Here is a 26093-nt window from a genome sequence, read left to right on the forward strand (position 1 = left end):
GCCCACATCGCCGATCGATATCCGACCATGTACTCCCTGGCCCGCGAACTGCTGTTCTCGCTCTCTCCTGAAACCTCCCATGAACTGTCCATCGACCTGATTGGTGCGGGTGGTCGCCTGGGCCTCAATCGCCTGCTGACCAAGGAACCGGCCAGTTTGCCGGTCAAGGTAATGGGGCTTGAGTTCCCTAATCCGGTGGGACTTGCGGCTGGCCTGGACAAGAACGGTGATGCCATCGACGGCTTCGCCCAACTGGGTTTTGGCTTCATCGAGATCGGCACCGTGACACCGCGCCCGCAGCCGGGTAATCCGAAGCCGCGACTGTTCCGGCTCCCGGAAGCCGAGGCCATCATCAACCGTATGGGCTTCAACAACCAAGGCGTCGACCACTTGCTTGCCCGTGTGCGCGCGGCAAAGTACAAGGGCGTGCTAGGTATCAACATCGGCAAGAACTTCGACACCCCGGTCGAGCGCGCCGTGGATGATTACCTGGCCTGCCTGGACAAGGTTTATGCCCATGCAAGCTATGTCACGGTGAACGTCAGTTCGCCCAACACCCCAGGCTTGCGCAGCCTGCAGTTTGGCGACTCGCTCAAGCAGTTGCTCGAGGCCCTTCGGGTCCGTCAGGAAAGCCTGGTCAAGGTGCATGGCAAGTACGTACCGCTGGCAATCAAGATTGCTCCTGACATGAGTGATGAAGAAACTGCCCTGGTCGCGCAGGCCTTGTTGGAGTCCGGCATGGACGCGGTCATCGCCACCAACACCACCCTCGGCCGCGAAGGTGTGGAAGGGTTGCCGCACGGGGACGAAGCTGGCGGTCTGTCAGGAGCACCCGTGCGGGAGAAGAGCACGCACACGGTCAAGGTGCTGGCTGACGAGTTGGGTGGACGCCTGCCGATCATTGCCGTTGGTGGGATCACCGAGGGCCGCCATGCCGCAGAGAAAATTGCGGCTGGGGCCAGCCTGGTGCAGATCTACTCAGGTTTCATCTACAAGGGCCCGGCGCTGATTCGCGAGTCCGTGGATGCCATTGCCGCGTTGCCGAAGAGCTTAGGGAAATAAAAAGGGCTCCCTTGAAGGGAGCCCCTGGGCTTGCGCCCGCCGCCCGGATGGGGCGTGCTTGATGAAGTCGGTGTGATCCTGGGTCAGCCGACGGCGTGGAGTTCGTTGAGGCGGTGAATACCGGCGGTGCCGGTCAAGCCATCCCAGTTATCGCCACGGCCTTCTCGCCAGCCGTTGATCCAGGCTTGCCGTGTGGTGGGATGGGTGAAAGGACAAAGGTCGCGGGATTTGCCATTGATGCCGTGCTGATAGCCGCGCAAGAATGCTCGCTCCATCGGATCACGCTTAAGTCTTCTCATAGGGTGTAGCCCTCATTTGTTGACTGTTATGTCCCAATGGCCCCTGGTGGGACCTGGCAGAAATCCTCTGCCTTCAGATGCCCGTTGCCGGCGTGACGGGTCTCCCGCCGTCACCCTTGCGGCGACGGCATAGACTGATTTCTAACGAATGCACCCAGGCCTGTGAATGATCAATTTGTCATAAGGGCGTAACCGAAATAGGGTTACGGCCATAAGCTGTAGGAAGGATTTTTCGCTCCTTCCTGGCCAAAGCCGCGGGTTACGTGGGCTGGCTGAATGCGTGCTGTCGATCTGCTAGTTCGCCAGCGACGCGAGATTAGGAATTTTCATTTCCGACGAAGGGCCATTCTGCGGCCATACGTCACACTATTTTTCACCGCACAGTCCTGTTTCTGTGCCGCTGATCGCCCGAGGTTCTGGAAACGCCCATGTCGGACCAATACGAACTTTTTCTCACTTGCCCGAAAAGCCTTGAAGGACTTCTGGTCGAAGAGGCCACTCGCCTGGGATTACAGGATGTCCGTGAGCAGGTGGCTGCTGTGCGAGGGCAGGGCGACCTGGAAACCGCCTATCGTTTGTGCTTGTGGTCCCGGTTGGCAAACCGCGTCCTGCTGGTGCTCAAGCGCTTCAAGCTGGAGAATGCCGAGGAGCTGTACCAAGGTGTCCACGATGTGGACTGGGAAGAGCATCTGGACCCGGCCGGCAGCCTCGCGGTGGAATTCAGCGGGCACGGCTCAGGCATCGACAACACACATTTCGGTGCCCTCAAGGTGAAGGATGCCATCGTCGATCGGTTGCGGACGGCTGAAGGCATTCGTCCGAAGGTCGACAAGGTGAATCCCGACCTGCGCGTGCACCTGCGCCTCGAGCGGGGTGAGGCGATTCTTTCCCTCGACCTGTCCGGCCACAGCCTGCATCAGCGAGGCTACCGACTGCAGCAGGGTGCCGCACCGCTGAAGGAGAACCTCGCAGCGGCGATCCTGCTGCGCGCGGGCTGGCCACGTATTGCCGCCGAGGGCGGTGCGCTGGCCGATCCGATGTGCGGCGTCGGCACGTTCCTGGTCGAAGCAGCCATGATGGCTGCCGATATCGCACCAAACCTCAAGCGCGAACGTTGGGGGTTCTCAGCCTGGCTGGGCCATGTTCCGGCGATCTGGAAGAAACTGGCCGAGGAGGCCGAAGCACGCGCTGAAACGGGACTCAGCCAGCCGCCGCTTTGGATTCGTGGTTACGAAGCCGATCCTCGCCTGATCCAGCCTGCGCGCAATAACATCGAGAGAGCCGGGCTGGGCGAGTGGGTGAAAATCTATCAGGGCGAGCTCGCGACCTTCGAGCCACGCCCGGATCGTAGCCAGAAGGGCCTGGTGATCAGCAACCCGCCTTATGGCGAGCGCCTGGGCGATGAGGCCAGCCTTCTCTACCTCTACCAGAACCTTGGTGAGCGCCTGCGTCAGGCGTGCCTGGGCTGGGAAGCTGCGGTGTTCACCGGCGCGCCCGAGCTTGGCAAACGTATGGGGATTCGCAGCCACAAGCAGTACGCGTTCTGGAACGGCGCACTGCCCTGCAAGCTGTTGCTGCTCAAGGTACTGCCCGAGCAGTTCGTGACCGGTGCCCGCCGCGCCGATGGCGCAAGCTCCAGCGATAGCAACGTGTCCACGCAAAGCGAGCCGGCCCGCCTCAGTGAGGGTGGCCAGATGTTTGCCAACCGATTGCAGAAGAACCTGAAGCAGTTGGGCAAGTGGGCCAAGCGTGAGGGCATCGACTGCTACCGGTTGTATGACGCAGATATGCCGGAATATGCACTCGCTGTAGATCTCTACGGAGATTGGGTGCATGTCCAAGAGTACGCACCGCCACGCTCCATCAATCCGGAGAAGGCCCAGGGGCGTCTGCTCGATGCCCTGGCGGCAATCCCCCAGGCACTCGGCATTGATCCTTCGCGGGTGGTGGTCAAACGCCGTGAACGTCAGACCGGTACCCGGCAGTACGAACGCCAAGGCAGTGAAGGGCGCTTCATGGAGGTCAGTGAGGGCGGCGTGAAGCTGCTGGTGAACCTCACGGATTACCTGGATACCGGGCTGTTCCTCGACCATCGGCCGATGCGCTTGCGCATCCAGCGGGAGTCGTCCGGCAAGCGCTTCCTCAACCTGTTCTGCTACACCGCCACGGCGAGCGTCCATGCTGCCAAAGGAGGGGCGCGCAGCACGACCAGTGTCGACCTGTCGAAAACCTACCTGGATTGGGCCCGTCGCAACCTGGCGTTGAATGGTTTCTCTGACAAGCACAAGCTGCAGCAGGGCGACGTCATGGCCTGGCTGACTGAGGACCGTGGCGAGTACGACCTGATCTTCATTGATCCGCCCACCTTCTCGAACTCCAAGCGGATGGAGGGCGTGTTCGACGTTCAGCGCGACCACGTCCAATTGCTCGATCTTGCGATGGCACGCCTGGCGCCCGGCGGCGTGTTGTACTTCTCCAATAACTTCCGCAAGTTCCAGTTGGACGAGGGCTTGTCCTCGCGTTATTCGGTAACCGACATCAGTGCCCAGACGCTCGATGCGGACTTCGCCCGCAACGCAAAGATCCACCGGGCGTGGCGCTTTACAACGCGCTGACGGCGGTATTCGGATGACCGCTCGGTCCGGTCGTCCGGCAACTGGGTGGCAGCGGTGTTACGCCGCTGTTTCTCCTAGGCAAAGTGCCACCACCTCGCTATGTTGATGCTCACAGGGACGGTCTTTCCACCCCCAGATCCGAGAAGTGAGCATGCGGTTGCTTGCGAAGGAAATACTGAACCTGTCGGCACGTTTTCCCGGCCGCCCGCTGGCATGGCTGGCGTGTCTGCTGGCCGTGCTGGGGGGGCTGGGTCTGACCTTGCTGGTCAGCGAGGCGGTCAGACGTTCCGAGGCGACGCAGTTACGCGAGCGTTTCACGCTTGCTGCCAGCGAACGCATCAGCCGCATCGAGGAGCGCCTGGACGGCCAGCTCTCAGAGCTTAACGCCGTACAACGCTTCTTCAGTAACGCCCGCGATGTGAAACGCGACGAATTCCAGAGCTTTGTCGGGCCAATGCTGGGCGACACCCTGGCGTATTCCTGGGTGCCACGCATCATCCACGCCGAGCGGGCTCGCTTCGAAGAGATGGCGCGTGCCGAGGGGCTCACCGACTTCAGCATTCGTGATGTCGATAGCCGAGGTGACCTGGGTGTCAGCCCTCAGCGGGCGGAGTACTTCCCGGTTTATTTCAGTGTGTCGACGCGAATCGGCAAGCCGCCGCTGGGCATGGACCTGTACTCCATTCCTGCCCGGCGCGGCGTGTTGCAGAAGGCTCGGAAAAGTCGCAGCACTGCCGTCAGTGAGCGGGTTCAGGTGTTCGGTGTGCAGGATCAAGAGGCAAACGGCCTTGTCCTGGTAGCCCCGGTCTTCTATCCCCCGGCGGACTCCGGGAGCAATTTGCGTGGCTACGTGGTCGCCGTGCTAAGCCTGCGCCTTGAGATGGAGGCCGAGATCGCCCCGAGCAGCCTGGAAAGTCTGGTGATGCGAGTGAGTGACGTCAGCCGCGATGCTGGCGAACAATTGCTGTACTCGAGCGGAAAGGCTGTGCAGAGCGGGTTGCGGGAGTATCGGGTGATTGCCTTCGCTGACCGGAAGTACCTGCTGGAGGTTATGCCAAGTCAATCCTTCCTGGATTCGAGCCCTTTTTCGACCGCGCGCCTGGTCGCGCTCAGTGGGTTGGCCTTCAGCCTGTTACTGGCGGGATATCTGTTCCTGCTCATCAACCAGCGGCAGCGTGCACTGCTGGAAGTTGCCGAACGAACCCATGCATTGCGTGAGCGTGAGCAGGAGTTGCAACTCAGCGAGGAGCGCTGGGGCTTCGCCCTGGATGGCGCGGGCCATGGTGTCTGGGATTGGGATACCCGGGCTGGGAGGGTTTTCTACTCCCGTGCCTGGAAGTCGATGCTGGGCTATGGCGAAGCAGACATTGACGATACGCTCGATGCGCGGACGCGCCTGATCCACCCACAGGACCAGCCCCAGGCGCGGTTGGAGTTGGAGCGACATCTGCGGGGGGCTTGCAGCGTCTACCAGAGTCAGCACCGGATGCGGCACAGGGATGGACACTGGGTCTGGGTGCTCGATCGTGGCAAAGTCATGGAGTGGGGCAACGATGGCGCTCCGTGCCGGATGATTGGTACCCAGACCGATATCAGCTCCAGCAAGGCGGTGGAGTTGCAACTGGCGGTGGCCAATGGTCAGCTGCGCGGCCTGCTCAACGCTGCGACCCAGGTGGCGATCATTGCCACTGATCTCAATGGCAACGTGCTCCAGTTCAATGTCGGTGCCGAGCGCATGTTCGGCTATTTGGCGTTGGAGATGCTGGGCAAAAATCCTGAACACTTGCATCTGGCCGCCGAGGTCGAGCAACGTTGCCGGGAACTGGGGCGGCGCTTGGGCAAGCCCGTCGATAGCATGCTCGACTTTGTGGCAGCGGTGACAGCCGAAGACCGATATGACGAGCGCGAGTGGACATTTCTGCGGCGTGATGGGAGCGAGCTGACCGCCAGCCTGATCTTGACGGGCGTGCGGGATGAGCGAAACGAGCGTGTGGGCTACCTTGGCATTGCCATCGATGTGACGGAGCGCAAGCGCGTCCAGCAGGCGCTGGAGGCTCGTGACCGGTTGCTGGAGAAGCTCAGTGCGCGTGTACCGGGCGTTCTCTATCAGTGCCGGATGAAGGCGGATGGCTCGGCCTGCTTCCCTTACACCAGTGCGGGAATCCGGGAAGTATTCGAAGTCGAGCCGGAGGATGTGCGCAATGATGCGCGGCGCTTGATGGAGCGCATCCACCCGGACGATAACGAGCGGGTTCAGGAGTCGATCCGCCGCTCAGCCAATGACCTGACCCCATGGCGCGAGGATTTCCGTGTCTTGTTGCCACGTCAGGGGATGCGCTGGTTGCGGGGAGAGTCGGTGCCCGAGCGCAACGATGACGGCACGACACTCTGGCATGGCTATCTCACCGACATCACCGGTCTGAAGCTGGTCGAGCAGGAGCTGCGGGCACTGTCGGTGACTGACGCCTTGACTGGCGTCTACAACCGGCGTTACTTCCAGGAGCGCCTGGATACTGAGATCGCACGCGCTCAGCGTCGTGAGGGGCCGTTGGCGCTGGTGATGCTGGATGTCGACCATTTCAAGCAAGTGAACGACCGCTTCGGCCATGAGGTGGGGGATCGGGTACTGAAGGTGATTTGCCAGAGGATTGGTGAGCGTCTGCGACGTATCGACGTGTTATGCCGCTTTGGCGGAGAAGAGTTCGTGGTGCTTTGCCCGGATACCAACGCCGAGCAGGCAGCGTCATTGGCGCAGGCGTTGTGGCAGACGCTGGAGCGGGAGGAGATACCAGGCGTCGGTCGGGTCACCGCCAGCTTCGGCTGTGCCAGTTGGCGTGAGGGGGAGGGCGCCAATGCCTTGTTGCGACGGGTGGATTCTGCTGTCTATGCGGCCAAGGAGGCCGGGCGCAATACGATCCGCATTGCCGAGTGATGCAGCGGTCGCCCGGTGGTTTCCAGACGACCGTCGAGCCATCAGGGGTTGCTGGTGGCGACGCTCTTGGGTTGGCGATGGAGATCCACCAGTACCTGGTCGAGGATCGCCGAGGCACCCCACGGGCGCTGGTCGTTGAGGATCGCCACCACTGCCCAGGTGTTGCCATTGTTGTCGCGACTGTAGCCGGCGATGGCGCGAACCGTGTTCAAGGTGCCAGTCTTGATGTGTGCTTCCCCTTCCAGTGCGGTGTGGCGCAGGCGTTTGCGCATGGTGCCATCCATAGCCACCAGGGGTAGTGAGGCAATAAACTCGGCGGCATAGGGGCTCTGCCAGGCGGCCTGCAGGATTGTGGCCATTTCCCGTGCGCTGACTCGCTCCTGACGCGACAAACCGGAACCGTTCTCCATCACCAGATGCGGTGCGGTGATGCCCTTGCGTGCCAGCCAGCTACGGATGACCCGCTGGGCTGCCTTGGCGTCGTCCCCATCGGTCTGGGTGCGGAACTGGGCACCAATGCTGAGGAACAGCTGCTGCGCCATGGTGTTGTTACTGTACTTGTTGATGTCCCGGATGATCTCGACGAGATCGGGAGAGAACGCGCGAGCCAGCAACTTGCCCTCTTTGGGCACTTCGCCAACGCGATCCTTGCCAAGAATGCTGCCGCCGAGTTCCTTCCAGATCGCGCGCACTGCGCCAGCGGCGTAGCCCGCATGGTCGAGGAGCGACAGGTACGTCTGGGCACTGCAGCCTTCGGGCAGCTTGCCTGTGGCAATCACAGTGGTGCCGTCGAATTCGGTCACCGGGTTGTAGCGCACGTCGGGCCAGGACGGGCACTTGCCGGCCTTGAGGACCTTGACGCGATTGTCGATGCGGACGCTCTCGATCGGTGGCTCCATGGCCAGGTTTACCCGGCCGCCTTCTGCGCGGGCGATGAAGCGCAAGGCCTTGAGGTTGACCAGCAGTGAGTCGGGACCGACCAGGAATGGTTTGTTCTCGTCGCCGCCATCGTCGTTGAAACTGGGCAACTGCGGGTGGACGAAGTGGCTGCGGTCCAGCACCAGATCGCCGGTGATCTTCAGGACACCATTGGCGCGAAGATCACGCATCAGGAGCCAGAGCTTTTCCATGTTCAGCTTGGGATCGCCGCCACCCTTCAGATACAGGTTGCCGTTGAGCACGCCATCGCGGACCGAACCATCGGTATAGAATTCGGTTCTCCACTGATGGGTGGGGCCCAGCAGTTCCAGCGCGGCATAGGTGGTGATCAGCTTCATGGTGGACGCTGGGTTCACCGAAAGATCGGCATTGACCAGCGTCTGCGTGCCTGGGCCAGTGAGCGGCAAGGTCACCAGGGACAGGGAATTCGTGGAAATCTTGTTGGCCTGGAGGGCCTTCTGCACTTTGGCTGGCAGGCTGGTATTGACCTGTGCCGCGTTGGCAGGCAGGGCACAGGGAATGATCAGGGCAGCGAATGCAAGGGTACGAATGGTCTTGAACATTAAATATGGCCCTCCCGGCAAGGGCGGGTAACAGAGAAGAATGACATGGCAAATGTTCCCATGGTGGTTCGGGAATTCAGCGCGCATTATGCCGCAACCCTGCGGACGCTGCTTTAGGTCTCGACACAGTGCGTATTCATTTCTTTCAGCTGTCCTGATGGCAAGACGCTCTGGAGCGGGCAAGTCTCGGCGGAAACTGCTAGAGTGCCGCCCGTCAAAAACTCCGAGGACTGCCTCATGGCTACCAACCGTTCCCGCCGCCTGCGCAAGAAGCTTTGCGTCGAAGAATTCCAGGAGCTGGGTTTCGAGCTCCACCTGAACTACAAGGAAGGTATGTCCGCTGATGCGGCAATGGCGTTCTTCGAGCGTTTCCTCGTTGAGGCTATCGAGGCCAATGGCCTCGGTTTCGTCGGCGTTCATGACTATGGTTTCGTTTGCCTTGGCAAGCGTGGCTCGGTCAGCGACGTGCAGCGTAGCGAGGTTGAGTCCTGGCTCCAGAAGGGCCACGATGAAGTAGCCAGCTTCAAGCTGAGTCCGCTGATGGACGTCTGGTACCCGGAAACTCCGGTCAACGCGTAAGCGTGCAGACACATAAAAGGGGTGCCGCGGCGCCCCTTTTTCATATGCGCTACTTATCAGCCGTTTGCCGAGTCCAGACCGGCTGTGGCCAGGACTGCCTGGTGGTCCACGTTGTCGATCTGCTCGGGCAGCAGGAAACGCCTCGCGTAATCCAGGTAGATGCCGGAGCGGACGAACAGCCCGAACAGGTCGGGGTCTATGTGAGCGCCCTTGCACATGCCGGTCATGATGTTCAAGGCCTCGGACAGCGTCTTGCCTTTCTTGTAGGGACGGTCGACCGCAGTGAGTGCTTCGAAGATGTCGGCGATCGCCATCATTCTGGCGGGCAGGCTCATTTCGTCCCGCCGCAAACGCTTCGGATAGCCCGTGCCGTCCAGCTTTTCATGATGGCCGCCGGCAATTTCTGCCACGTTTTGAAGGTGCGGCGGGAAGGGCAGGTGGTTGAGCATCAGGATCGTTTGCACAATGTGATGGTTGATGATGTAGCGCTCTTCGTCGGTCAGGGTGCCGCGGCCGATCGATAGGTTGTAGAGCTCTCCCCGGTTGAACTTGTACGCTGGGACCTGAAGTTTGAATCCCCATGGGTTGTCCGGCGGTATCAGCTCGGTAGGGGGGCGTTCCATCAGGTGGTCCGGTCGATCTGCTAGCAACGGCTCTTCCACCGGAAGGGTCGGTGCCGACTCCCGTTCCATACGCTGGGCTTCTTCCCAGGAGACGCCCAGTCGATTGTCCAACGTGCGCGACCAGGTTCGGGACGCGATCACCTTGAGCCGCTCAAGATCGTTTTCCGCCATGGCTTCGCCGCCCAGATTGCAACGGGCGATGAAGGCGAACTCCTCATCCAGCGTGGTGAGCAGCTCGTTGCGCAGTCTGGCCTGGCTGCTTTCATCCGCCCCTCCAGCAATTGCCTTCCAATAGGTGATCCAGGCATCGCGCTTGAGCACCTCGAAGCGGGTGCGGATTTCATGGATACGGTCGGTCAAGGTTTCGAGCTTGGTGGCCTTGTCCACGACATACTCCGGGGTAGTGACTTTGCCACAGTCATGGAGCCACGCCGCGATGTGCAAAGCCTCCCATTCCTCATCACTGGGGTTGTAGTCGCGAAAGGCCGGGGCATCACTGGCAGCGGCAGCGCGCGCCAGCATCATGGTGATCTCTGGGACCCGTTGGCAGTGGCCGCCGGTGTAAGGGCTTTTGGCGTCGATGGCTCCTGCGATCAGCTGGATGAAAGCATCCAGAAGTTGTTTCTGCTTTTCCAGCAACCGCTGGCTTTCGATACAGAGTGCGGCGACACCCGATATCGCCTCAATGAACGCAATGCGTTCGGGTTTGAGGATCGTCGGATTCGCGTCTTCGCCCGTATCACAGTGCAGCAGCACCAACACGCCAATGGTGGCACCCAGGCGGTTGTGCAGGCCGGTGCAGACCAGGTGGACGCGAGGACTCTCCAGCGTCCTCAGCAACGGCTGAAGGGCGCCGGCCTGGTCGAATCCGATGGACTGCACTGTGCTCTTGCCTCCTGTGGCGGGCTGGCGGAGCCAGTCAGGCAGCGTCGGGTCGTCGATGACATGGGCATGGATCCCGTGCTCTGCGAGGTCCTGTTTGCGCTCGGCGATGAATAGCTCTTGCGGCTCAAGGCGGCCTGTCTGGCTATCGCACAGGTAGATGAGGCCGCCGGAGGCCTCGCTGATCCCGATAGTCTCGCTCAGCACTCGGCGCAGTAGCGGCTCGAAACGGTATTCCGAAGACAGGCTGGCGGCGATCTCGTGGAATCGGGCGATGGTTTCCTTCATCCGGGCCATGGCCACGGCCAGCAGATCTACCTCCAATACCGGGGAGCGCCCCGGGGCGGGGTGCGTGAAGTCGAAGCTACGGATCGCCTTGGCCTCTTCGACCAATGCTTTCAAAGGCTTGACCAAGACCCGAGAGAGCAGCCAGCCAATCGGGATGCATAGCAGCAGGATTGCCAGCGTCAGTACTGCGCCTTGCCAGCGAATCCGGTAGGCATCGATCAGCAGTTCGTCTTCAGGGGCGAGGATGGCCAGGTAGAGGCCTTCCGGGCCGCCTTGACGGAAGCGTTTTTGGGACACGACCCAGCGGCGGTCGGCCAGTTCGAGGCTGGTCTGCAGATCATCGCTTGCTTTCAGACCGGCCAGTGCGGCCAGGGGAGCGCTGAGGTCGCGAACAGCTCCTAGTCTCGGGGTTCCATCGATCTGCTGCACCAGTTTAGTGGTATCGGGGTAGGCGACGGCGTTGCCATCGGGTTGGTACAGAACGACTTCGGTGGACGGAGTGACCTTGTGTCGTGCGAGAGTCGCCGACAGGTCGTCCAGCGTCAGGTCGGCTGCGACGACGGCATCCTCACCAGCGGCTAGGGCCAGAGTGGTTCCAACTGCGCCGCTGGAAAAGAACACATAGGGGGAAGTGGTGATTGTCCCTTCGCTTTCCAGCGCGGTATAGAACCATGGGCGGCCCCGCGGGTCGAAGCGCTCCTGGGGCGACTGTCGGCGAGCGATCAGTTTCAGGTCCGCATCGTAGAGCAGCGTTTGTGACTGGGCTTGTGCGTGGTTGTCACGCTCGATACTCCAGACTTGGTAGGCCGCATTGGGTGGCGCATCGAACGCTTTCTTCAGTGCGTCGCTGTGCAATGGGCGAACCATGAAGAAGTCGCCATCATCGTAGCCCAGGTAGAGCGAGGCGAGTTTTGGATTGTCGTGCAGGGCTTGGGCGAGGGGGGGGAGCAGGCGAACCAGGCGTTCGGAGGTGTCCAGTTGTTGATTGGTGCCATTGAGCGCAAGAAGGTTCAGCAGGTGATGGATCGGTACGTAGGTGTCACGCAGATCGGTTTCGACCTCATCGCTGATCTTCTCGAACAACTTGTCACTGCTGGAAAGGATGATTTTGCTGGTCTGTTGGTAGTTGAACAGACCCAGGACGATCCCAGCGAGCAGCAGCAGCAGGGTGAATAAAGCGCTGATGTGGACGTGCAGGGGATAACGGTGCTCAGTGAGCTTTTGCGGCATGGGGAACGCTCCTGAAACCCTTCCCTCGAGGGTAACGGAAGGAGCATAGATGGCCGGTTGTCCGATTGTCGCGGCTTGGCCAGCAAAATCGATGCGGGGCTGCTTCAGCCGAGGAGTTGCGCGGTCAGTGCCTTGAACTGGTTAAGATCGAGCGGCTTGGGAAGGCAGGCCAAGAGCGGTAGGCGACGGCTTTTAGCCCGGTCGGCGAGCTGATCCAGTTCGTCATCCATGGCGCTGCTCAGAATGATGCCGTGGTGTATATGGCCGTGACAGAAAAGCTCTTCCAACAGCTCCAGGCCGTACGAGTCTGGAAGTCGCTGGTCGCAGAGCAGCAAATCGAAGGGCGCCTGATGTTCTCGACAGGCCTGGCGTGCCTCGTGGGCGTTCATGGCTTGCGTCACGCGGATGACCCCAGGCTGATTGAGCAGCATCTCGACGGCAATTAACTGAAAGGGATGGTCCTCGACTACGAGAACTTCCAGCTTGACCACACGATCGCTCTTGGCAGCGGGCATCTGCCTAACCCTCCAGCGATTGGGTGGGGCCGCTTTGCTCTTGGAGCCAGCGGACGAAGTCGTTGGCCGGCATCGGGCGGCCGAACAGGTAGCCCTGGCCCTGGGGACAACCGAGGGCGCGCAGATAATGGAGCTGGGACTCGTTTTCGATGCCCTCGGCGACCACATTCAAGTTGAGCGAGCGCGCGAGTATCAGGGTACTGCTCAGAACGGCTTTGCTGCGGAGGTTATGGTCCATGGATTGGACGAACGATGCGTCCAATTTGATCTCGTTGCAGGGTATTTGGCAAAAGCGCTGGAGCGATGAGGTGCCGGTGCCGAAGTCGTCAATGGATACAGAGCATCCCATGAGGCGCAGCTTCAGAAGGTTTTCCAGGCCGGTGGCGGGCGCTTCGGCCAATCCGTTTTCGGTGATCTCTATATTCAGTGTCGAGGCTGGAAGGCCAAAGTAGTCCAAACGCTGCTTCAGGTGCGATGGCAGGTCAGGGTCATCCAACAGTCGGGGATTGAAGTTGATTGCCAGCGGCAACCTTCGGGTGGGCTCCTGCGACTGCACAAATGTGAGCACCGAGTCCAGCAAGCGATACGTCAACGCTGGCATCTCGCCGCCGCGTTCAATCAAGGGCAGGAAGCTGGAGGGGGTTAGTAGACCCAGGCCAGGGTGTCGCCAGCGCACCAAGACTTCTGCGCCAACCGGACTCAAGGTGTGCAGATCGACCTTCGGTTGGTAATAAGGCACAAATTGATCCTCGGCCAAGCCGCGCTTTGCTTCATTCAACGAGGGTATTCCGGCAGCGGGGACGGCTGGCGTTGGCACATGCACAGTTTCGTATCGGCCGAGCATCCTGCGCAATCCGTCCAGTGCCAGTGGTTTTCCCAGGTCGCCCAGAACCTGCACACCGAGCAGTTCGGCAAGCTGCCAAACTGAGTGGCGAAGATCAGGGGCCAGCTCACCAAGCAGGGCGACGGCACGGATTGCGCCTATTTCCGCTGCCTTGCGTAGAAAGCTCAGTCCGTCCATGTCCGGCTTCTGGATGTCGCAGAGGGCGATGTCGACGGATCCATGCCGGGCCAGGCTGGTTAGCGCCGAATTACCATCAACCGCGCAGATCGGCTGAGGGTGGCCAAGGGCTCTCAACTGTTGCACTGCGACCTGTAGCTGGAATGGATGGTCCTCCAGGACCAGGATGCGAAGCGATGACATGGAGGGTCATTCTGGGGCTAGGAAGTGGAGGGCATATTCTCGGGGGCATCCTGATTTGGTGCAGTAGGGTGAATCTGACGGAGGAGTGCGAAAGGTCTCTGCATTGTTCTTTCTGGTCCGATTTCTCGAGTGCAAGACTACCGGCAGTGCAGTACTTATCTCTCACGTTAGGATGTGGCTTGAGTCGTTAATGAAGGCACTCCTGTAGGCGTATCCCTAAGATTGGGTAGGGCTATTCCTGAAAGCGTCAGCTGGCGCCTCCGGGCACTCGACAGCGTCACCTGCATCTCTATCTTGGCAGCCTTCAATCGCGAGCCAAGGGAGAGCTGCCGTGAGCAAACTGGTCAATCTGGATGATTTTCTCGAGCAAGGAGGCGAAACCGTCAGCAAGATCGTGATCGTCGATGATCACCCAGTCATCCGGCTCGCCGTACGCCTGCTGCTGAATCGCGAGGGTTATGACGTCGTCGCGGAGACGGACAACGGTGTCGATGCCATTGCTTTGGCTCGGGAACACCTGCCGGATCTGGTAGTGCTGGACATCGGCATTCCAAAACTGGGTGGGCTGGATGTCATCTCGCGGCTGAGTTCTCTGGAAATGCCGGTGCGCGTTCTGGTGTTGACTGGGCAGAACCCTGCCCATTACGCCACCCGCTGCATGCAGTCCGGCGCTGCTGGCTTCGTCTGCAAGGAGGGTGATCTCGCGGAGCTGACCTCCGCCGTCCGGGCCGTGCTTTCCGGCTACAGCTACTTTCCAAGCGATGTGATCAAGTCCGGTAAGCGCCAGATGGGACTGCCCAATGAGACGGATCTCATCGGAAGGCTGTCCGATCGAGAGCTGGTCGTTCTCAAGTTCCTCGCCAACGGCTATAGCAACAAGGAAATTGCCGAGGAAATGTTCATCAGCAACAAGACGGTCAGCACCTACAAGACGCGTTTGCTACTCAAGCTCAATGCTCGCACATTGATCGAGCTGGTGGAGTTCGCCAATCGCAACGCGTTGGCCTGACTAAGTCGATGCGTTATGCACACTTGATTGGAGGGCTGATCTGCTGTTTCTGCCTGTTCGGTACATCGTACGGCGCGGCTGGGGACATTTCACTGAAGCTGCTCGGTCGCTCCGATCTGCCCGACCTCTCGGTTCAGTTAGATGATTATGATTTCCAGTGGCTGCGCGGCAAGGGCGCGCTGCGAATAGGCGTCGTCGAACCGGACCTACCCCCATTCGACATTACCGCCAGTGGTCAGCAGTATGAGGGGCTGACCGCCGACTATCTGCAGCTCATCAGTCGTGCATTGTCCCTGAGGCCCGAGATAGTGCGCTTTCCTGATCGCGAGTCTGCACGTAACGCGCTTCGCTCAGGGCGTATTGATGTACTCGGTAGCAGTCTCGAGGGGGATGCCGCCAGTCCCGGGCTAATCCAGACCGTGCCTTATGTTCAGCATCAGCCGGTCATGGTGATGCGCATCGACGACCGGCTCGCCGCTGGTGAACAGCGTGCTGGCATGCGCCTGGCCGTTTCAGCAGATGGAGCGAATCTCGATGAACTCCACCGGCTTTACCCGGCTGCCGAGGTCATCGTGTATGGGTCTGTCCGCGCGGCCCTACAATCGGTGGCCTTCGATCGGAGTGACGTATTCATCGGTGACGCGATCACCGCCAACTATTTGATCAGCCAGGGCTATCTGGTGAACGTGCGAATGACGAACTTCGCCGGATACGATGGCAAGGGTGTCAGCTTCTCGCTTGCAGCCGGCAACCATCGCCTCAAACGCATCCTTGATCTCACCATTGAGGCAATTCCCGAGGTTGAGCATGCCGGGATCCTGCGTCGATGGGGAGGAGCGACCAGCATGTCGCTGGAGGACGCGAGTTTGCAGCTCTCCAAGCGCGAGGTCGAATGGATTGAGCACAATGGACCTGCGCGCCTGGTGGTGGATAGCTCCTTCGCACCGTTGACCTTTTTCAATGCCGATAAACGCTTTCGCGGGATAGTCGCTGATTTGCTGGAACTGGTTCGTCTGCGGACCGGGCTGGAAGTTGAAGTGGTCGAAAGTGCCAGTCTGGTCGATATGCTTGGCCGTCTGCGCGAGGGCAGTAGTGACTTTTCCGCAACCTTGGTTTCCACGACCTCGCGCAGCGAGTTTCTCGCGGTAACACGCCCCTATTTCAGCAGCAGTACGGTGTTGGTCGTACGTAATGCGGACACGAATACCAGAAGCCTGGACCAGCTTCGGGGGCATGTTCTGGCTATTCCGAAGGGACACGCACTCGTCGAATTCCTGAGAGAGAAGCACCCGCAAGTACGGCTGCTCGAGGTCGACACCGGAATCCAGGCGCTTTCCCGTGTGGCGGATGGCAGGGCGGATGCCACGATACACTCGATGGTTTCTGCGACCTTTCTGATCAGTCGGTATTACCCGGAGAAGCTGCGCATCGCCGATACGATCGGTCGTGATCCTGCCCGATACGTGTTTTCCGTGGTGCGCGACAAGCCTGAACTGCAAAGTATCCTGGACAAGGCGCTGCTCTCCATCTCACCTGATGAGATCGGCAACATCGTCAATCGCTGGTACACGAGCGCCGAAGTAGCCGAGAGCACATGGGCCGAATACGAAACGCGCTTCTACTGGTTGGTCGTCGCCTGTGCGCTGCTGTCGTTGCTGTTCGTCATATGGGCCTATCGCCTGCGTCGGCAGGTGGCTCGGCGGGAGCGCAATGCTCGCCACTTGAATGATCAGCTGGAGTTCAAGAGGGCGCTGATTGACGGCATTCCGTATCCGCTGCTGGTGCGTGACCTTGAGGGGCGAACAGTTACCTGCAACCTGAGTTTTGCCGAGGCTCTTGGCCTGCCGCGGGAGCGTTTGCTAGGCAAGACGCTGGGTGAGTTCTCTGGGCTGGGTGATGGGGCTCTGGCGCAACTGGGGGATCTCGATCGCAGGGCGCTACTGGGCGGCACGGCGATGTTTGGTGACGGGGTACTGCAGGTCGGATCGCAGACCCGGCACGTCTCGTACTGGGCTATTCCTTATCGAACCTCGCAGCAGGTTCCTCGTGGGCTCATTTGCGGCTGGGTCGATATCACCGAGCGCCATCGATTGATGGCGGAGCTGCAAAAGGCAAAGGACCAGGCTGAGTCCGCCAATGTGGCGAAGAGCCGATTCCTCGCCACCATGAGCCACGAGATACGTACGCCACTAAATGCCATTACCGGGATGCTCGAGTTGGCGCTGATGCGAGAGAGTGGTCTTGATCGGGAGGCGATCCTGGTGGCTCAGGAAGCAGCTCATTCCTTGCTGGCCTTGATCGGCGACATTCTCGATATCGCTAAGATTGAATCCGGGCGTATGGTGCTTGATCCCAAGGCAACTTCTCCAAGGGCAGTGGTCGAGTCCGTGGTTCGGGTTTTCGAAGGGCTGGCTCAGCAGAAGGGCCTGGAACTGGACCTGTGGCTCGAGCACGACTGCAAGGATGATGTCTTGCTCGATCCGCTCTGCTTCAAGCAAATCCTCTCGAACCTGATCAGCAATGCCATCAAGTTCACCGAACGAGGTGGTGTCTCGGTGAGTTCCCACGTCGAGGCTCTGGACGAGCGGCGGGTAAGCTTGATCGTTGCGGTAGAAGACAGCGGTATCGGGATCTCGCCGGAAGACCAGAAGCGCCTGTTCCAGCCATTCACCCAGTTAGCAGTCGGTATGACTGCGGACCAGGGCGGTACCGGCCTCGGCCTGAGCATCTGTCGCAGGCTGGTGGAGATGATGAATGGTCGGCTTGGCCTGCACAGCAAGCCAGGAGTCGGGACGCGAATTTCCGTTCAGCTCGAGCTCCCGCGGCTGAACCCGACATCCGCAGCTGTGCCTGCTGCGGAGTCCGAAGCGGCTAGCCAGAAACCGTTGCGGATACTGGTTGTCGATGACCATCCGGCCAACCGGCTTCTGTTGCTCCAGCAACTGGAGTTTCTCGGCCATGTAACCGAGCAGGCCGGGAATGGCCAGGAAGCAGCACAGCGCTGGCAGCCCGGTGCATTCGATCTGGTGATCACCGACTGCAATATGCCTGTGAAGAACGGATATGAACTGGCTCGCCTGATTCGCGAACGTGAGACTCGGAGCGGTGTGACGCCTTGCCAGGTCGTAGGGTTGACCGCTAATGCGCAGCCAGAGGAGCGGGAGCGTTGTCGGGAAGCCGGAATGAATGACTGTCTGTTCAAACCGATTGGGCTGGACACGCTTCGCCGCTTCCTGCAGGACCATTCGCAGGCCGAGCTGCCGGATTTTCCGAAAGCAGAAAATTTCAGTATCGATCTGGCACTATTGGATAGCGTGACTGGCGGCTCGGCCGAGTTGGCCAGAACACTGCTCAGCGAACTGCATCGGACCAACGAAGCCGATGCTGCGTTGTTCGATGCACTATTGCTGGCCGGTGACTGGATCGGGCTGGAGCAACTCGTTCACCGGATCAAAGGGGCTGTCCAGCTGATTGCGGCCCAGCCCTTGATCGATCTCTGCATCGGCTACAGCCAGGCACACACCCTGAATGCAGGAGAGGACGAGTTGCGGAGGCTGGGCGAGGCCGTTCGCGAAACGCTGGCGGCTCTGCAAGTGGCTCTCCTGGCGCGTCTCGAAATCTGAGTCAGTTACTTGCCTGCACACTGCCCGAAGGATTTGGCATACCCCATCGTTGCTGCGTCTTATGGGCCAGGAAGGACACCAGCAAGGCCAATGCGGCTCCCAGGAGTGTGTTGTATAGACGCAATTCGGGCAGGTCCCAATCCTGCGCAAGGCTTTCGGCCAGCAATACGAAGCAGACGGTCGTCTGCACCACGAAAAGGCCATAGTGCTGGGCAATGAAAGCACGACTCAGGATGATCAGCGGCAGCATGAAGGCCACCAGCATGCCCGGGGTTTGAAGCCATTGCCCCAGCCCGATCAGCATCACTGCGCCGATCAGGCTGCCGCAACAACGCTGGATGCCGCGCACAAGGCTCATCGAGTGGTTCATCTGCAATGTAGTCAGCACGGTTAGCGTCAACCAATAACCGCGCGGTAGGTCGGACAGGCTCACTGCAAGCCCGGCCATCGCTCCTGCCAGGCTGCAGGCCAGGGCGTGGATCAGCCATAGGCGTTGGGATTGGCGGTGGATATGTCGGCTCAAGACCTTGGTAAGGCCGCGCAGGCGAGGCAGCAATGGCCACAGTCGCAGGCCGTGGGAGGCGCGCAGGGTGAAAGCCAGGAGCATGACCAGCAGGCCACCGATTGCAAACAAGGCCCCGACTGCCAGGCCGTTGTGCAGATTGCCGATGCCCGCCTGGCCCTGACCCAGGCATAGGCAGGCAGCCAGGCCCGCTCCCAGTTTGCCGAACTCATTGCCCAGGCGTTGCAGTAGCGCGAGCAGCAGGCCGAACGTCGCGAAGGTCACCAGACTGAGCACAGGGTGGCTTGCAGACCAGTAGCCGATCCCGGCGCTGGCTGCTCCCAGGCTCGTCAGCAGCAGCATGCGCAACATCCCAAGGCGATGCAGGGGATTGGCCAGAGAGGCCTGAAAGGCGCCAGTGGCGACCCAGAGAAATCCGCTATGGCTGGTGAAAAGCCCTAGCAACAAGGGCAGTCCGCAGCCCATACCTGCGATCAAGGCGGCGCCCCAGGCCGGTGGGCCGGCATGCCAGTGCAGGCTTTGTCTGATCAGGTTTCTCATCAGCAATGACTTCCTACCGTAGCGGCTTGCATCAGAAAGGACTCGAGCGTCCGGTCATTTCCCGAGCCATTTCGGTAGCGTAGCTGTCGGTCATCCCGGCGATGAAATCGATCATCCGCACGAAGGACGTGTACAACGGCCAGCCTGGGTCGGGTGCATTGTTGCCGAGGAGGTCGAGAATCCGCTGGTGCTTGAACGAGGGCGTACGTCCTCCGTGCTGCTCCAATGCGGCTCCGCAGAAAGCGTTGAGGAGTATCTCCAGGGTCGTGTAGGCGCCGATCTCGTGAAGGGTCTTGCGTTTGTCCTGGAAGATCTTTTCGCGGGCGATGGCCTTGGCTTTGAGGACGCAGTGTTTTGCCGGGCCATGCATGTGCTCAACCAAGTCGCCCTGCAGGCTGCCGTCCAGAAGCGCGGACTGCTGCTCTACGAATGCACGTGCAGCGGCATTGGTCAGGTGTTCAATGGCCTTGCCGCGGAGGATTGCGAGCCTGCGCCGGCGCGAGTCCTTCGGGCCGAGCTGGCGGTAGGTCTCTGGCAGGTCGTCACCGACCAGGCCGAGTAGCAGTGCCTCCACTTCCGCGTAGTCCAGCAGGTCCATCTCCAGGCCGTCCTCGAGGTCGATCAGGCCATAACAGATGTCGTCAGCGGCTTCCATCAGATAGACCAGTGGATGCCGTGCCCAGCGTTGTTCGTCGAGGTGAGGTAGGCCCAGCTTGTTGGCGATCTGCTCAAGCAGCGGGAGTTCGCTCTGGTAGCAGCCGAATTTGTGCTTCTTGTAGCCAAGGGCCTCGGCGTGACGGGAGGTCCAGGGGTACTTCAGGTAGGTGCCGAGCGTTGCGTAGGTAAGGCGCATTCCGCCGTCGAATTGGTGGTACTCCAACTGTGTGAGGACGCGCAACCCTTGCGCATTACCCTCGAAACTGAGGAAGTCGGCGCGCTCCGCGTCGCTCATGGCGTCCAACCAGCCACGCCCGGCGGCCTGTTGGAACCAATGACGAATGGCATCCTCGCCGGAGTGGCCGAAGGGCGGATTGCCGATGTCGTGGGCCAGGCAGGCGGATTGCACGATGACGCCGAGGTCTGACGGGGCGCACCAGTCCGGCAGTGTGTCGCGCAGGACTTCACCCACCCGCATCCCCAGCGAGCGACCTACGCAGCTGACCTCTAGCGAGTGGGTCAGGCGCGTGTGGATGTGGTCGTTGCTGGAGACCGGGTGGACCTGGGTCTTGCGGCCCAGGCGGCGAAAGGCGCCGGAGAAGATGATGCGGTCATGATCTTTGTGGAAGGGGCTGCGGCCCAGCTCATCGGTACTGTGCACCGGTTTGCCGAGACGTTCGCGAGTGAGCAGTGTCTGCCAGTCCAAGGCCGTTCCTCGCCGTTCAGTGGCTGAAGACCCTACTGTAACCCAAGCCCCGTGCAGGCAGCTCAGTCGGCTGCAAGGGCAGCTGCGTCAACATCCACCAACAGCAGGCGACGGCCGTCGTCGATGAATTGGCCCGCCGTCAGGCAGTACTGGTTGGTGGTGGCATCGCGATAGGTGCTTGATAGCGTGAGGCGGCGCTCTTCCCAGCCTTCGGCAAGGAGTTGGTAGAAGTACGGGCGCCACGACCAATTGTGGCCCAGGTAGCGACTGTCCTCTCGCCACGTGTCTTTTTGCCAGTGCAGGTTGGGGGTCAACTGGGTGCCGTGCCTATCGCATTGGTAGATGCGCAACAGCCAGGGGTAGGCGGCTGGCGCGGCCAGGTCAGTGGTGGGGGCGTTGCACTCGGCCCAATGGCGTAGCATGCCCATCAGTTCATTGAGGCTCTTGCGCAGCGCCATGAGGTTGGCACGTTCGGCCAGCTTGCGCTGCACGTAGCGATCGCGCAGGTGCGCGAAGCGCTGGACGAAGGCATCGGCTGCGAAGAACTCCCGCTGCGGCCCCGCGAACAGGAAGCCCTGGACATAACGCGCGCCACACTCCAGGGCGAAATCCAGCTCGGCTTCTGTCTCAACCCCTTCGGCAATGATCCAGCAGCCGGTTTTCTCGGCCATTTGCGCTAGCGCTTTCACCACCTCACTGCTCGGGCCGCCGCGAGCAGCTGCCTGGAACAAACGCATGTCGAGCTTGAGGATGTCCGGCCGCAGCGCCAGTACTCGATCCAGCTGGGAGTATCCGGCGCCGAAATCATCGATGGCGACTCTCGCTCCGGCTTCGCGATAACGTGAAACCACGTCGACCAGGCGCTGGATGTCGCCGCCCAGCTCGGTGATTTCAAACACGATGCGCTGGGCGGAAATGCCACTGCGCTCGAGCTGCTGGAGGCTGGGCAGGTTTTGCCCGGGGCGCAGGCGGCTGATCCAGAGTGGGGAAATGTTCAGGCCCAGAAACCAGTCATCTGGCGCTAGGTGCAGGCGCTCCAAGGCATCGTCGCGTAGCTGTCGGTCTAGCCTGCGCAACGCCGAGGGCGACAGCCTGGCCCCGCTGAACAAAGGGCCCACCGATTCCAGCCGGCCATCGGACTGGCGCAGGCGACCCAGGGCTTCTACGCCGGCGATGAGTCCCGTGGCGGTATCGATGAAGGGCTGGAAACAGGCCAATGGCTGCCCATCGATCACGTTGACTCCTTAGCGAATGGCAATGGCGAGCTGCAAGGGAAGCAGGGGAAAGTACCCGGCAACGGGCCGCACTCCTGTAGCAAGAATGTGGCCAGTCGCCAGAGGCTTAAGCCTGGTCTAGTCCTGCCGACCAGTTGGTGCCTTGCTGAGAAGGGCTGCGAGCAAAGGAATCAGGGCGCCCCCCAGGCTCAGTCCTCGCTTCAGACTGCCTTTGCGTGCCACCAGAAAGCCCAGCGCGGCCACGGCCGCCATGCCCCATAGCGGTGCATGGGGAAGGTCGAGCTTGTGGGTGAAGTCGCGAACCTGGCGTAGCGGCTGGGTCAGCTTCAACGACTCGTGGCGCAGTTCCTGTCGATGCAACTCCAGGCGCAGCCGCACCAGAGCCTTGCGCATCTCGCGACGGGATGCGTTGCGTGGCAGTTCCGGGATACTCATGGCAGCAGGCGCTCCCGGTCATTGGCCAACTCTTCCAGGGTTGCGCTGAACGGCGAGGTTTCGTCGTCGACCGAAGCCTTCAGGCGCAGCCCGCAGTAGAGGGTGGCGATTGCAAAGACCAGGCAGAGGCCGACCAGTGCCTCCAGACGCCAGGTGTCCCAGGCCAATACCAGAACCAGCGCGGAAGCGCCAATCAGCAGTAACAGCGTGAAGATCAGCGTCAGGCCGGCAAACAGCAGTAACTTGACCGTGTTGGCCTTCTGTTCCTGCAGCTCGATGCCGAACAGCTCCACGTGGCCATGCAGCAAGCCAAGAAGCGCGCCGGATAAACGCCCTGGCGAGGGCGCGCGCCCCGTCGCCTGGGCGGATTCGGTACCTTCGCTCATGTTCAGCGCCGGGCGGCCAGCAGGCCGAGCAGAAAGCCGATTCCTGCCGATATCCCGATGCTTTGCCACGGGTGTTCCTGCACATAACCTTCGGTGGCGTCTACCGCAGCCTTGCCTCGTTCGCGCAGGGCGCCTTCCGCGTCACGCAGGGTTTCGCGCGCTCGTTTGAGGCTGTCCTGGATTTGCAGGCGCAGTTGATCTGCCTGGTCACCGGCGAGGCCGGCGGTATGTTGCAGGAGCTTCTCAGTATCGCTTACCAGGGCCTGGAATTCGGTCAGCAGGTCATCCTGGACTTGGTTTGTGGTCTTACGTTCCATGGGAAATCTCCTTGTAGGACTCAGGTTTATGAGTGTAGGAGTTTCGCCTGGGTTCACTTTGATTTTCGTCAGTTCAACTGGTACAGCGCTTGCATTGCCCTGGTGCGCGATTAGCTGAATGTGCGCTGGATTGGGGCGTTGGATGCAGCCTAAAAGTCGGAGCATTTTCAGCCTAGTCAATTGAAAAATATAGAAAAAAGCAGTTTCTAGCTGTCGTTCCGCAAGTGATGCTGCACCAGTTTGGCTAAGGCGGTGGAGGCTTTCTGGTGTGGTATTGCTTCAGGATGGTGCGTGAATGGCTCGATTCGAACTGCTTTGGTGCTTTTTTCCGCTGCCGGAGAAGTCTTCATCAATGGAAAACCTCAATAGTGCCGTAGCCACGCTGATCCATGGCTCCAACACTCTGTTCATCCTGATCGGCGCCGTCATGGTGCTGGCGATGCACGCCGGATTTGCCTTTCTCGAAGTCGGCACGGTTCGTCAGAAGAACCAGGTCAATGCGCTGTCGAAAATCCTCTCCGACTTTGCTGTATCGACGCTGGCCTATTTCTTTGTCGGTTACTGGATCGCCTACGGCGTAACCTTCCTCGAACCTGCCTCGGTACTGAGCGCCGATCATGGCTATGCACTGGTCAAATTCTTTTTCCTCCTCACATTCGCGGCAGCCATCCCGGCCATCATCTCGGGGGGTATCGCGGAACGCGCGAAGTTCTATCCGCAGCTCGGCGCCACCTTGCTGATCGTCGCGTTCATCTATCCCTTCTTCGAGGGCATGATCTGGAACGGCAATTACGGGGTACAGGAGTGGCTTACCGCCCAGTTCGGCGCGAACTTCCATGACTTTGCCGGTTCTGTGGTCGTGCATGCCGTTGGTGGCTGGTTGGCATTCGCGGCCGTCGTCCTCCTCGGTCACCGCAATGGTCGCTACCGCGAAGGGCGTCTGGTGGCCTTCGCGCCATCGAACATCCCGTTTCTCGCGCTAGGCTCCTGGATCCTGATCGTGGGCTGGTTCGGCTTCAATGTGATGAGCGCCCAGACGCTGCAGGGCGTCAGCGGTCTGGTGGCGGTCAACTCGTTGATGGCGATGGTCGGGGGCACGGTGGCGGCCTTGGTGGTGGGGCGCAATGACCCGGGCTTCCTGCACAATGGCCCACTGGCTGGTTTGGTTGCGGTCTGTGCGGGTTCCGACCTGATGCACCCGGTGGGAGCGCTGGCCACGGGCGCAATTGCTGGGGGGTTGTTTGTTTGGGCGTTCACCGCCACTCAGGTGAAGTGGAAGCTTGACGATGTGCTGGGTGTCTGGCCTTTGCATGGCCTGTGCGGGGTTTGGGGCGGCATCGCCTGCGGCATCTTTGGTCAGCAGGCGCTGGGTGGAATTGGCGGAGTAAGCCTGGCCAGCCAGCTTATTGGCACTGCGATGGGGGTGTTGGTGGCGATGGTAGGCGGCTTTGCCGTATATGGCCTGCTCAAGGCGCTGGTGGGTATTCGCCTGAGCCAGGAGGAGGAGTACTACGGCGCGGACGTGTCGATCCACAAGATTGGCGCAACGTCTCAGGATTGAGGAGGTATGAGGCGAATGCGCGATCATTGATTCCGTGCTTCGCACCACACTTTAACCATGAAAAGCCCGCCATACGGCGGGCCGGCAAGTTTACCAGAGCCGCAGCACGTAGCTGACGATCAGGCGGTTTTCATCCAGGTCGTTGCCGAAGTTGGTCGAGCGAACCGTCGCGTTACGCCATTTGAGGCCGAGGTTCTTCAGTGGGCCGTCCTGGAACACATAGGCGATGTCGGTGTTGCGCTCCCATTCCTTGCCTTCCGGCTTGGCGGCGCCGAGGTCGATGTTGTCCCCGGAGAGGTAACGGGTCATGAAGGTCAGGCCGGGAATGCCGATGCTGGCGAAGTTGTAGTCATAGCGGGCCTGCCAGGATTTCTCGTCCTTGTTAGCAAAGTCGCCGATCTGCACGTAGTTCACTAGGAATGGGTCGGTGCCGTTGATGTAGGCGTATCCAGTGTCGCCGCTCATGCTCTGGTAGCCGAGGCCGAAGGCATGGCCACCGAGGGCGTAGGTGAACATGGCGCCGAAGGCCTTGTTGTCGATGTTGCTGGTGCCTTCGTCGGTGGATCGCGCGTAGCGCAGATCGCTCTTCAGCGATTGTTTGTCGGCCAGCGGCAGGGTGTGCAGGACGGTGAAGATGTGCTGCTTGTAGAACTCGTCCAGATTGCCGTAGTTGTAGCCTGTGGCCAGGCTGTCGCTCCACTTGTAGGTGGCGCCGGCAAAGTTGAATTCATCGCTGGTCTGTCCGCCTCGGACGGTGATGCCCCGGGCACCGCCATTGGTGATGGTCATGTCCTCGTAGTTTGAGGAATCGCGCTGATTGACCTGCTTGAGCTGGCCGGCATCTACAGTCAGGCCATCGATCTCCATGGAGTTCAGATGGCCGCCCTGGAAGGTCTGGGGCAGGAGGCGCGAGTCGTTGTACTGCACGGTGGGCATTTTGGGCAGCAGGGTGCCGACCTTCAGGACGCTCTTGGAGGCGCGCAGCTTGGCGGTGACGCCGACTTCGCCGTACTCGTCCTGGGCGCGCTTGGGCGCTTCGTTGTCGCGCTGGAGCAGCCCTGTGCCGGCACGGTCCGGGCTGGAGTCGAGCTTGACGCCGAGCAGGCCGATGGCATCGACGCCTACGCCCACGGTGCCCTCGGTGAAGCCGGATTCGTAGCGCAGGAGAAAGCCTTGGGCCCATTCCTCGGCCTTGGACTGGGAGGCGTTGTCCTGACGGAAGTCGCGGTTGAAGTAGAAGTTGCGCAGTTCCAGGCTGGCCTTGCTTTCCTTGATGAACTCGGCTTGGGCAATGGTCGGAAGGGTGAGGCTGGCCCCAAGCGTGGCCAGCGCCACGGCTTGGGAGAGGGACGTCTTACTCATTCTTATTA

General features: G+C 60.6%; 19 protein-coding genes. 7 read left to right on the forward strand and 12 right to left on the reverse strand.

From position 1 onward, the window contains the following. Nucleotides 1–27 precede the first annotated feature (27 nt). Nucleotides 28–1062, forward strand: coding sequence for a quinone-dependent dihydroorotate dehydrogenase (locus tag OXH74_RS19135; protein ID WP_375738372.1), 1035 nt, complete (start codon nt 28–30; stop codon nt 1060–1062). Between the two features lie 83 nt (nt 1063–1145). Here the strand turns inward: OXH74_RS19135 and rmf are convergent, their stop codons facing one another. Further along, a complete protein-coding gene (gene rmf, locus OXH74_RS19140; RefSeq protein ID WP_016491998.1) occupies nt 1146–1361 on the reverse strand; it encodes a ribosome modulation factor in 216 nt (71 codons plus the stop codon). 428 nt (nt 1362–1789) lie between these two features. Here rmf and rlmKL point away from each other — a divergent pair, with 428 nt between their 5' ends. Beyond that, nucleotides 1790–3976, forward strand: a complete 2187-nt coding sequence (gene rlmKL, locus OXH74_RS19145) for a bifunctional 23S rRNA (guanine(2069)-N(7))-methyltransferase RlmK/23S rRNA (guanine(2445)-N(2))-methyltransferase RlmL (protein WP_375738373.1) — start codon at nt 1790–1792, stop codon at nt 3974–3976. Nucleotides 3977–4127: 151 nt separating this feature from the next. Next, nucleotides 4128–6908, forward strand: a complete 2781-nt coding sequence (locus OXH74_RS19150) for a diguanylate cyclase (RefSeq protein WP_375738374.1) — start codon at nt 4128–4130, stop codon at nt 6906–6908. A 41-nt stretch (nt 6909–6949) separates the two neighbouring features. Here the strand turns inward: OXH74_RS19150 and dacB are convergent, their stop codons facing one another. After that, a complete protein-coding gene (gene dacB / locus OXH74_RS19155) occupies nt 6950–8410 on the reverse strand; it encodes a D-alanyl-D-alanine carboxypeptidase/D-alanyl-D-alanine-endopeptidase (RefSeq protein ID WP_375738375.1) in 1461 nt (486 codons plus the stop codon). Between the two features lie 237 nt (nt 8411–8647). On the opposite strand from dacB, the gene OXH74_RS19160 reads away from it, so the two are divergent. Next, complete coding sequence (locus tag OXH74_RS19160) at nt 8648–8989, forward strand: YggL family protein (protein WP_375738376.1); 342 nt, start codon at nt 8648–8650, stop codon at nt 8987–8989. Between the two features lie 56 nt (nt 8990–9045). Here OXH74_RS19160 and OXH74_RS19165 read toward each other — a convergent pair whose 3' ends face one another. The 3 genes from OXH74_RS19165 to OXH74_RS19175 form a co-directional block, all read right to left on the reverse strand. After that, a complete protein-coding gene (locus tag OXH74_RS19165; RefSeq protein WP_375738377.1) occupies nt 9046–12012 on the reverse strand; it encodes an HD domain-containing phosphohydrolase in 2967 nt (988 codons plus the stop codon). 104 nt (nt 12013–12116) lie between these two features. Further along, entirely contained in the window at nt 12117–12527 is a 411-nt protein-coding gene (locus tag OXH74_RS19170) for a response regulator (protein ID WP_375738378.1), read from the reverse strand. Nucleotides 12528–12531: 4 nt separating this feature from the next. After that, nucleotides 12532–13731, reverse strand: a complete 1200-nt coding sequence (locus OXH74_RS19175; protein WP_375738379.1) for an EAL domain-containing protein — start codon at nt 13729–13731, stop codon at nt 12532–12534. A gap of 331 nt (nt 13732–14062) precedes the next feature. On the opposite strand from OXH74_RS19175, the gene OXH74_RS19180 reads away from it, so the two are divergent. Then, nucleotides 14063–14740, forward strand: coding sequence for a response regulator transcription factor (locus OXH74_RS19180; RefSeq protein ID WP_215370076.1), 678 nt, complete (start codon nt 14063–14065; stop codon nt 14738–14740). 8 nt (nt 14741–14748) lie between these two features. Continuing rightward, a complete protein-coding gene (locus OXH74_RS19185; RefSeq protein ID WP_375738380.1) occupies nt 14749–18363 on the forward strand; it encodes an ATP-binding protein in 3615 nt (1204 codons plus the stop codon). 1 nt (nt 18364) lies between these two features. Here OXH74_RS19185 and OXH74_RS19190 read toward each other — a convergent pair whose 3' ends face one another. The 6 genes from OXH74_RS19190 to OXH74_RS19215 all read right to left on the reverse strand — a co-directional run bounded on the left by OXH74_RS19190 (nt 18365) and on the right by OXH74_RS19215 (nt 23162). After that, nucleotides 18365–19426, reverse strand: a complete 1062-nt coding sequence (locus OXH74_RS19190; protein WP_375738381.1) for an FUSC family protein — start codon at nt 19424–19426, stop codon at nt 18365–18367. A 31-nt stretch (nt 19427–19457) separates the two neighbouring features. Beyond that, entirely contained in the window at nt 19458–20789 is a 1332-nt protein-coding gene (locus OXH74_RS19195; protein ID WP_375738382.1) for a deoxyguanosinetriphosphate triphosphohydrolase, read from the reverse strand. Nucleotides 20790–20851: 62 nt separating this feature from the next. Next, nucleotides 20852–22024: an EAL domain-containing protein gene (locus OXH74_RS19200; RefSeq protein WP_375738383.1), complete on the reverse strand. Its 1173-nt coding sequence runs from the start codon at nt 22022–22024 to the stop codon at nt 20852–20854. A 117-nt stretch (nt 22025–22141) separates the two neighbouring features. Then, complete coding sequence (locus tag OXH74_RS19205) at nt 22142–22459, reverse strand: hypothetical protein (RefSeq protein ID WP_375738384.1); 318 nt, start codon at nt 22457–22459, stop codon at nt 22142–22144. Then, entirely contained in the window at nt 22456–22845 is a 390-nt protein-coding gene (locus OXH74_RS19210; RefSeq protein ID WP_375738385.1) for a phage holin family protein, read from the reverse strand. The genes OXH74_RS19205 and OXH74_RS19210 overlap by 4 nt, the downstream gene beginning before the upstream one ends. A gap of 2 nt (nt 22846–22847) precedes the next feature. Continuing rightward, nucleotides 22848–23162, reverse strand: a complete 315-nt coding sequence (locus tag OXH74_RS19215; RefSeq protein ID WP_375738386.1) for a YqjD family protein — start codon at nt 23160–23162, stop codon at nt 22848–22850. Nucleotides 23163–23514: 352 nt separating this feature from the next. Here OXH74_RS19215 and OXH74_RS19220 point away from each other — a divergent pair, with 352 nt between their 5' ends. Further along, nucleotides 23515–24723 (forward strand): ammonium transporter, encoded by a 1209-nt coding sequence (locus OXH74_RS19220; RefSeq protein ID WP_375738387.1) that lies wholly within the window; start codon nt 23515–23517, stop codon nt 24721–24723. A gap of 90 nt (nt 24724–24813) precedes the next feature. Here the strand turns inward: OXH74_RS19220 and OXH74_RS19225 are convergent, their stop codons facing one another. Further along, nucleotides 24814–26085, reverse strand: a complete 1272-nt coding sequence (locus tag OXH74_RS19225; RefSeq protein ID WP_375738388.1) for an OprD family porin — start codon at nt 26083–26085, stop codon at nt 24814–24816. Between the last annotated feature and the right edge of the window lie 8 nt (nt 26086–26093).

This window comes from Metapseudomonas boanensis (assembly GCF_042232855.1).
In the GTDB taxonomy this organism is placed as follows: domain Bacteria; phylum Pseudomonadota; class Gammaproteobacteria; order Pseudomonadales; family Pseudomonadaceae; genus Metapseudomonas; species Metapseudomonas boanensis.

Bases quoted from the DNA above. Each gene is read 5' to 3' on its own strand.
- OXH74_RS19135 (WP_375738372.1), top strand. From the start codon at position 28: ATGTACTCCCTGGCCCGCGAACTGCTGTTCTCGCTCTCTCCTGAAACC.
- rmf (WP_016491998.1), bottom strand. From the start codon at position 1,361: ATGAGAAGACTTAAGCGTGATCCGATGGAGCGAGCATTCTTGCGCGGC.
- rlmKL (WP_375738373.1), top strand. From the start codon at position 1,790: ATGTCGGACCAATACGAACTTTTTCTCACTTGCCCGAAAAGCCTTGAA.
- OXH74_RS19150 (WP_375738374.1), top strand. From the start codon at position 4,128: ATGCGGTTGCTTGCGAAGGAAATACTGAACCTGTCGGCACGTTTTCCC.
- dacB (WP_375738375.1), bottom strand. From the start codon at position 8,410: ATGTTCAAGACCATTCGTACCCTTGCATTCGCTGCCCTGATCATTCCC.
- OXH74_RS19160 (WP_375738376.1), top strand. From the start codon at position 8,648: ATGGCTACCAACCGTTCCCGCCGCCTGCGCAAGAAGCTTTGCGTCGAA.
- OXH74_RS19165 (WP_375738377.1), bottom strand. From the start codon at position 12,012: ATGCCGCAAAAGCTCACTGAGCACCGTTATCCCCTGCACGTCCACATC.
- OXH74_RS19170 (WP_375738378.1), bottom strand. From the start codon at position 12,527: ATGCCCGCTGCCAAGAGCGATCGTGTGGTCAAGCTGGAAGTTCTCGTA.
- OXH74_RS19175 (WP_375738379.1), bottom strand. From the start codon at position 13,731: ATGTCATCGCTTCGCATCCTGGTCCTGGAGGACCATCCATTCCAGCTA.
- OXH74_RS19185 (WP_375738380.1), top strand. From the start codon at position 14,749: ATGCGTTATGCACACTTGATTGGAGGGCTGATCTGCTGTTTCTGCCTG.
- OXH74_RS19190 (WP_375738381.1), bottom strand. From the start codon at position 19,426: ATGAGAAACCTGATCAGACAAAGCCTGCACTGGCATGCCGGCCCACCG.
- OXH74_RS19205 (WP_375738384.1), bottom strand. From the start codon at position 22,459: ATGAGTATCCCGGAACTGCCACGCAACGCATCCCGTCGCGAGATGCGC.
- OXH74_RS19210 (WP_375738385.1), bottom strand. From the start codon at position 22,845: ATGAGCGAAGGTACCGAATCCGCCCAGGCGACGGGGCGCGCGCCCTCG.
- OXH74_RS19215 (WP_375738386.1), bottom strand. From the start codon at position 23,162: ATGGAACGTAAGACCACAAACCAAGTCCAGGATGACCTGCTGACCGAA.
- OXH74_RS19220 (WP_375738387.1), top strand. From the start codon at position 23,515: ATGGAAAACCTCAATAGTGCCGTAGCCACGCTGATCCATGGCTCCAAC.
- OXH74_RS19225 (WP_375738388.1), bottom strand. From the start codon at position 26,085: ATGAGTAAGACGTCCCTCTCCCAAGCCGTGGCGCTGGCCACGCTTGGG.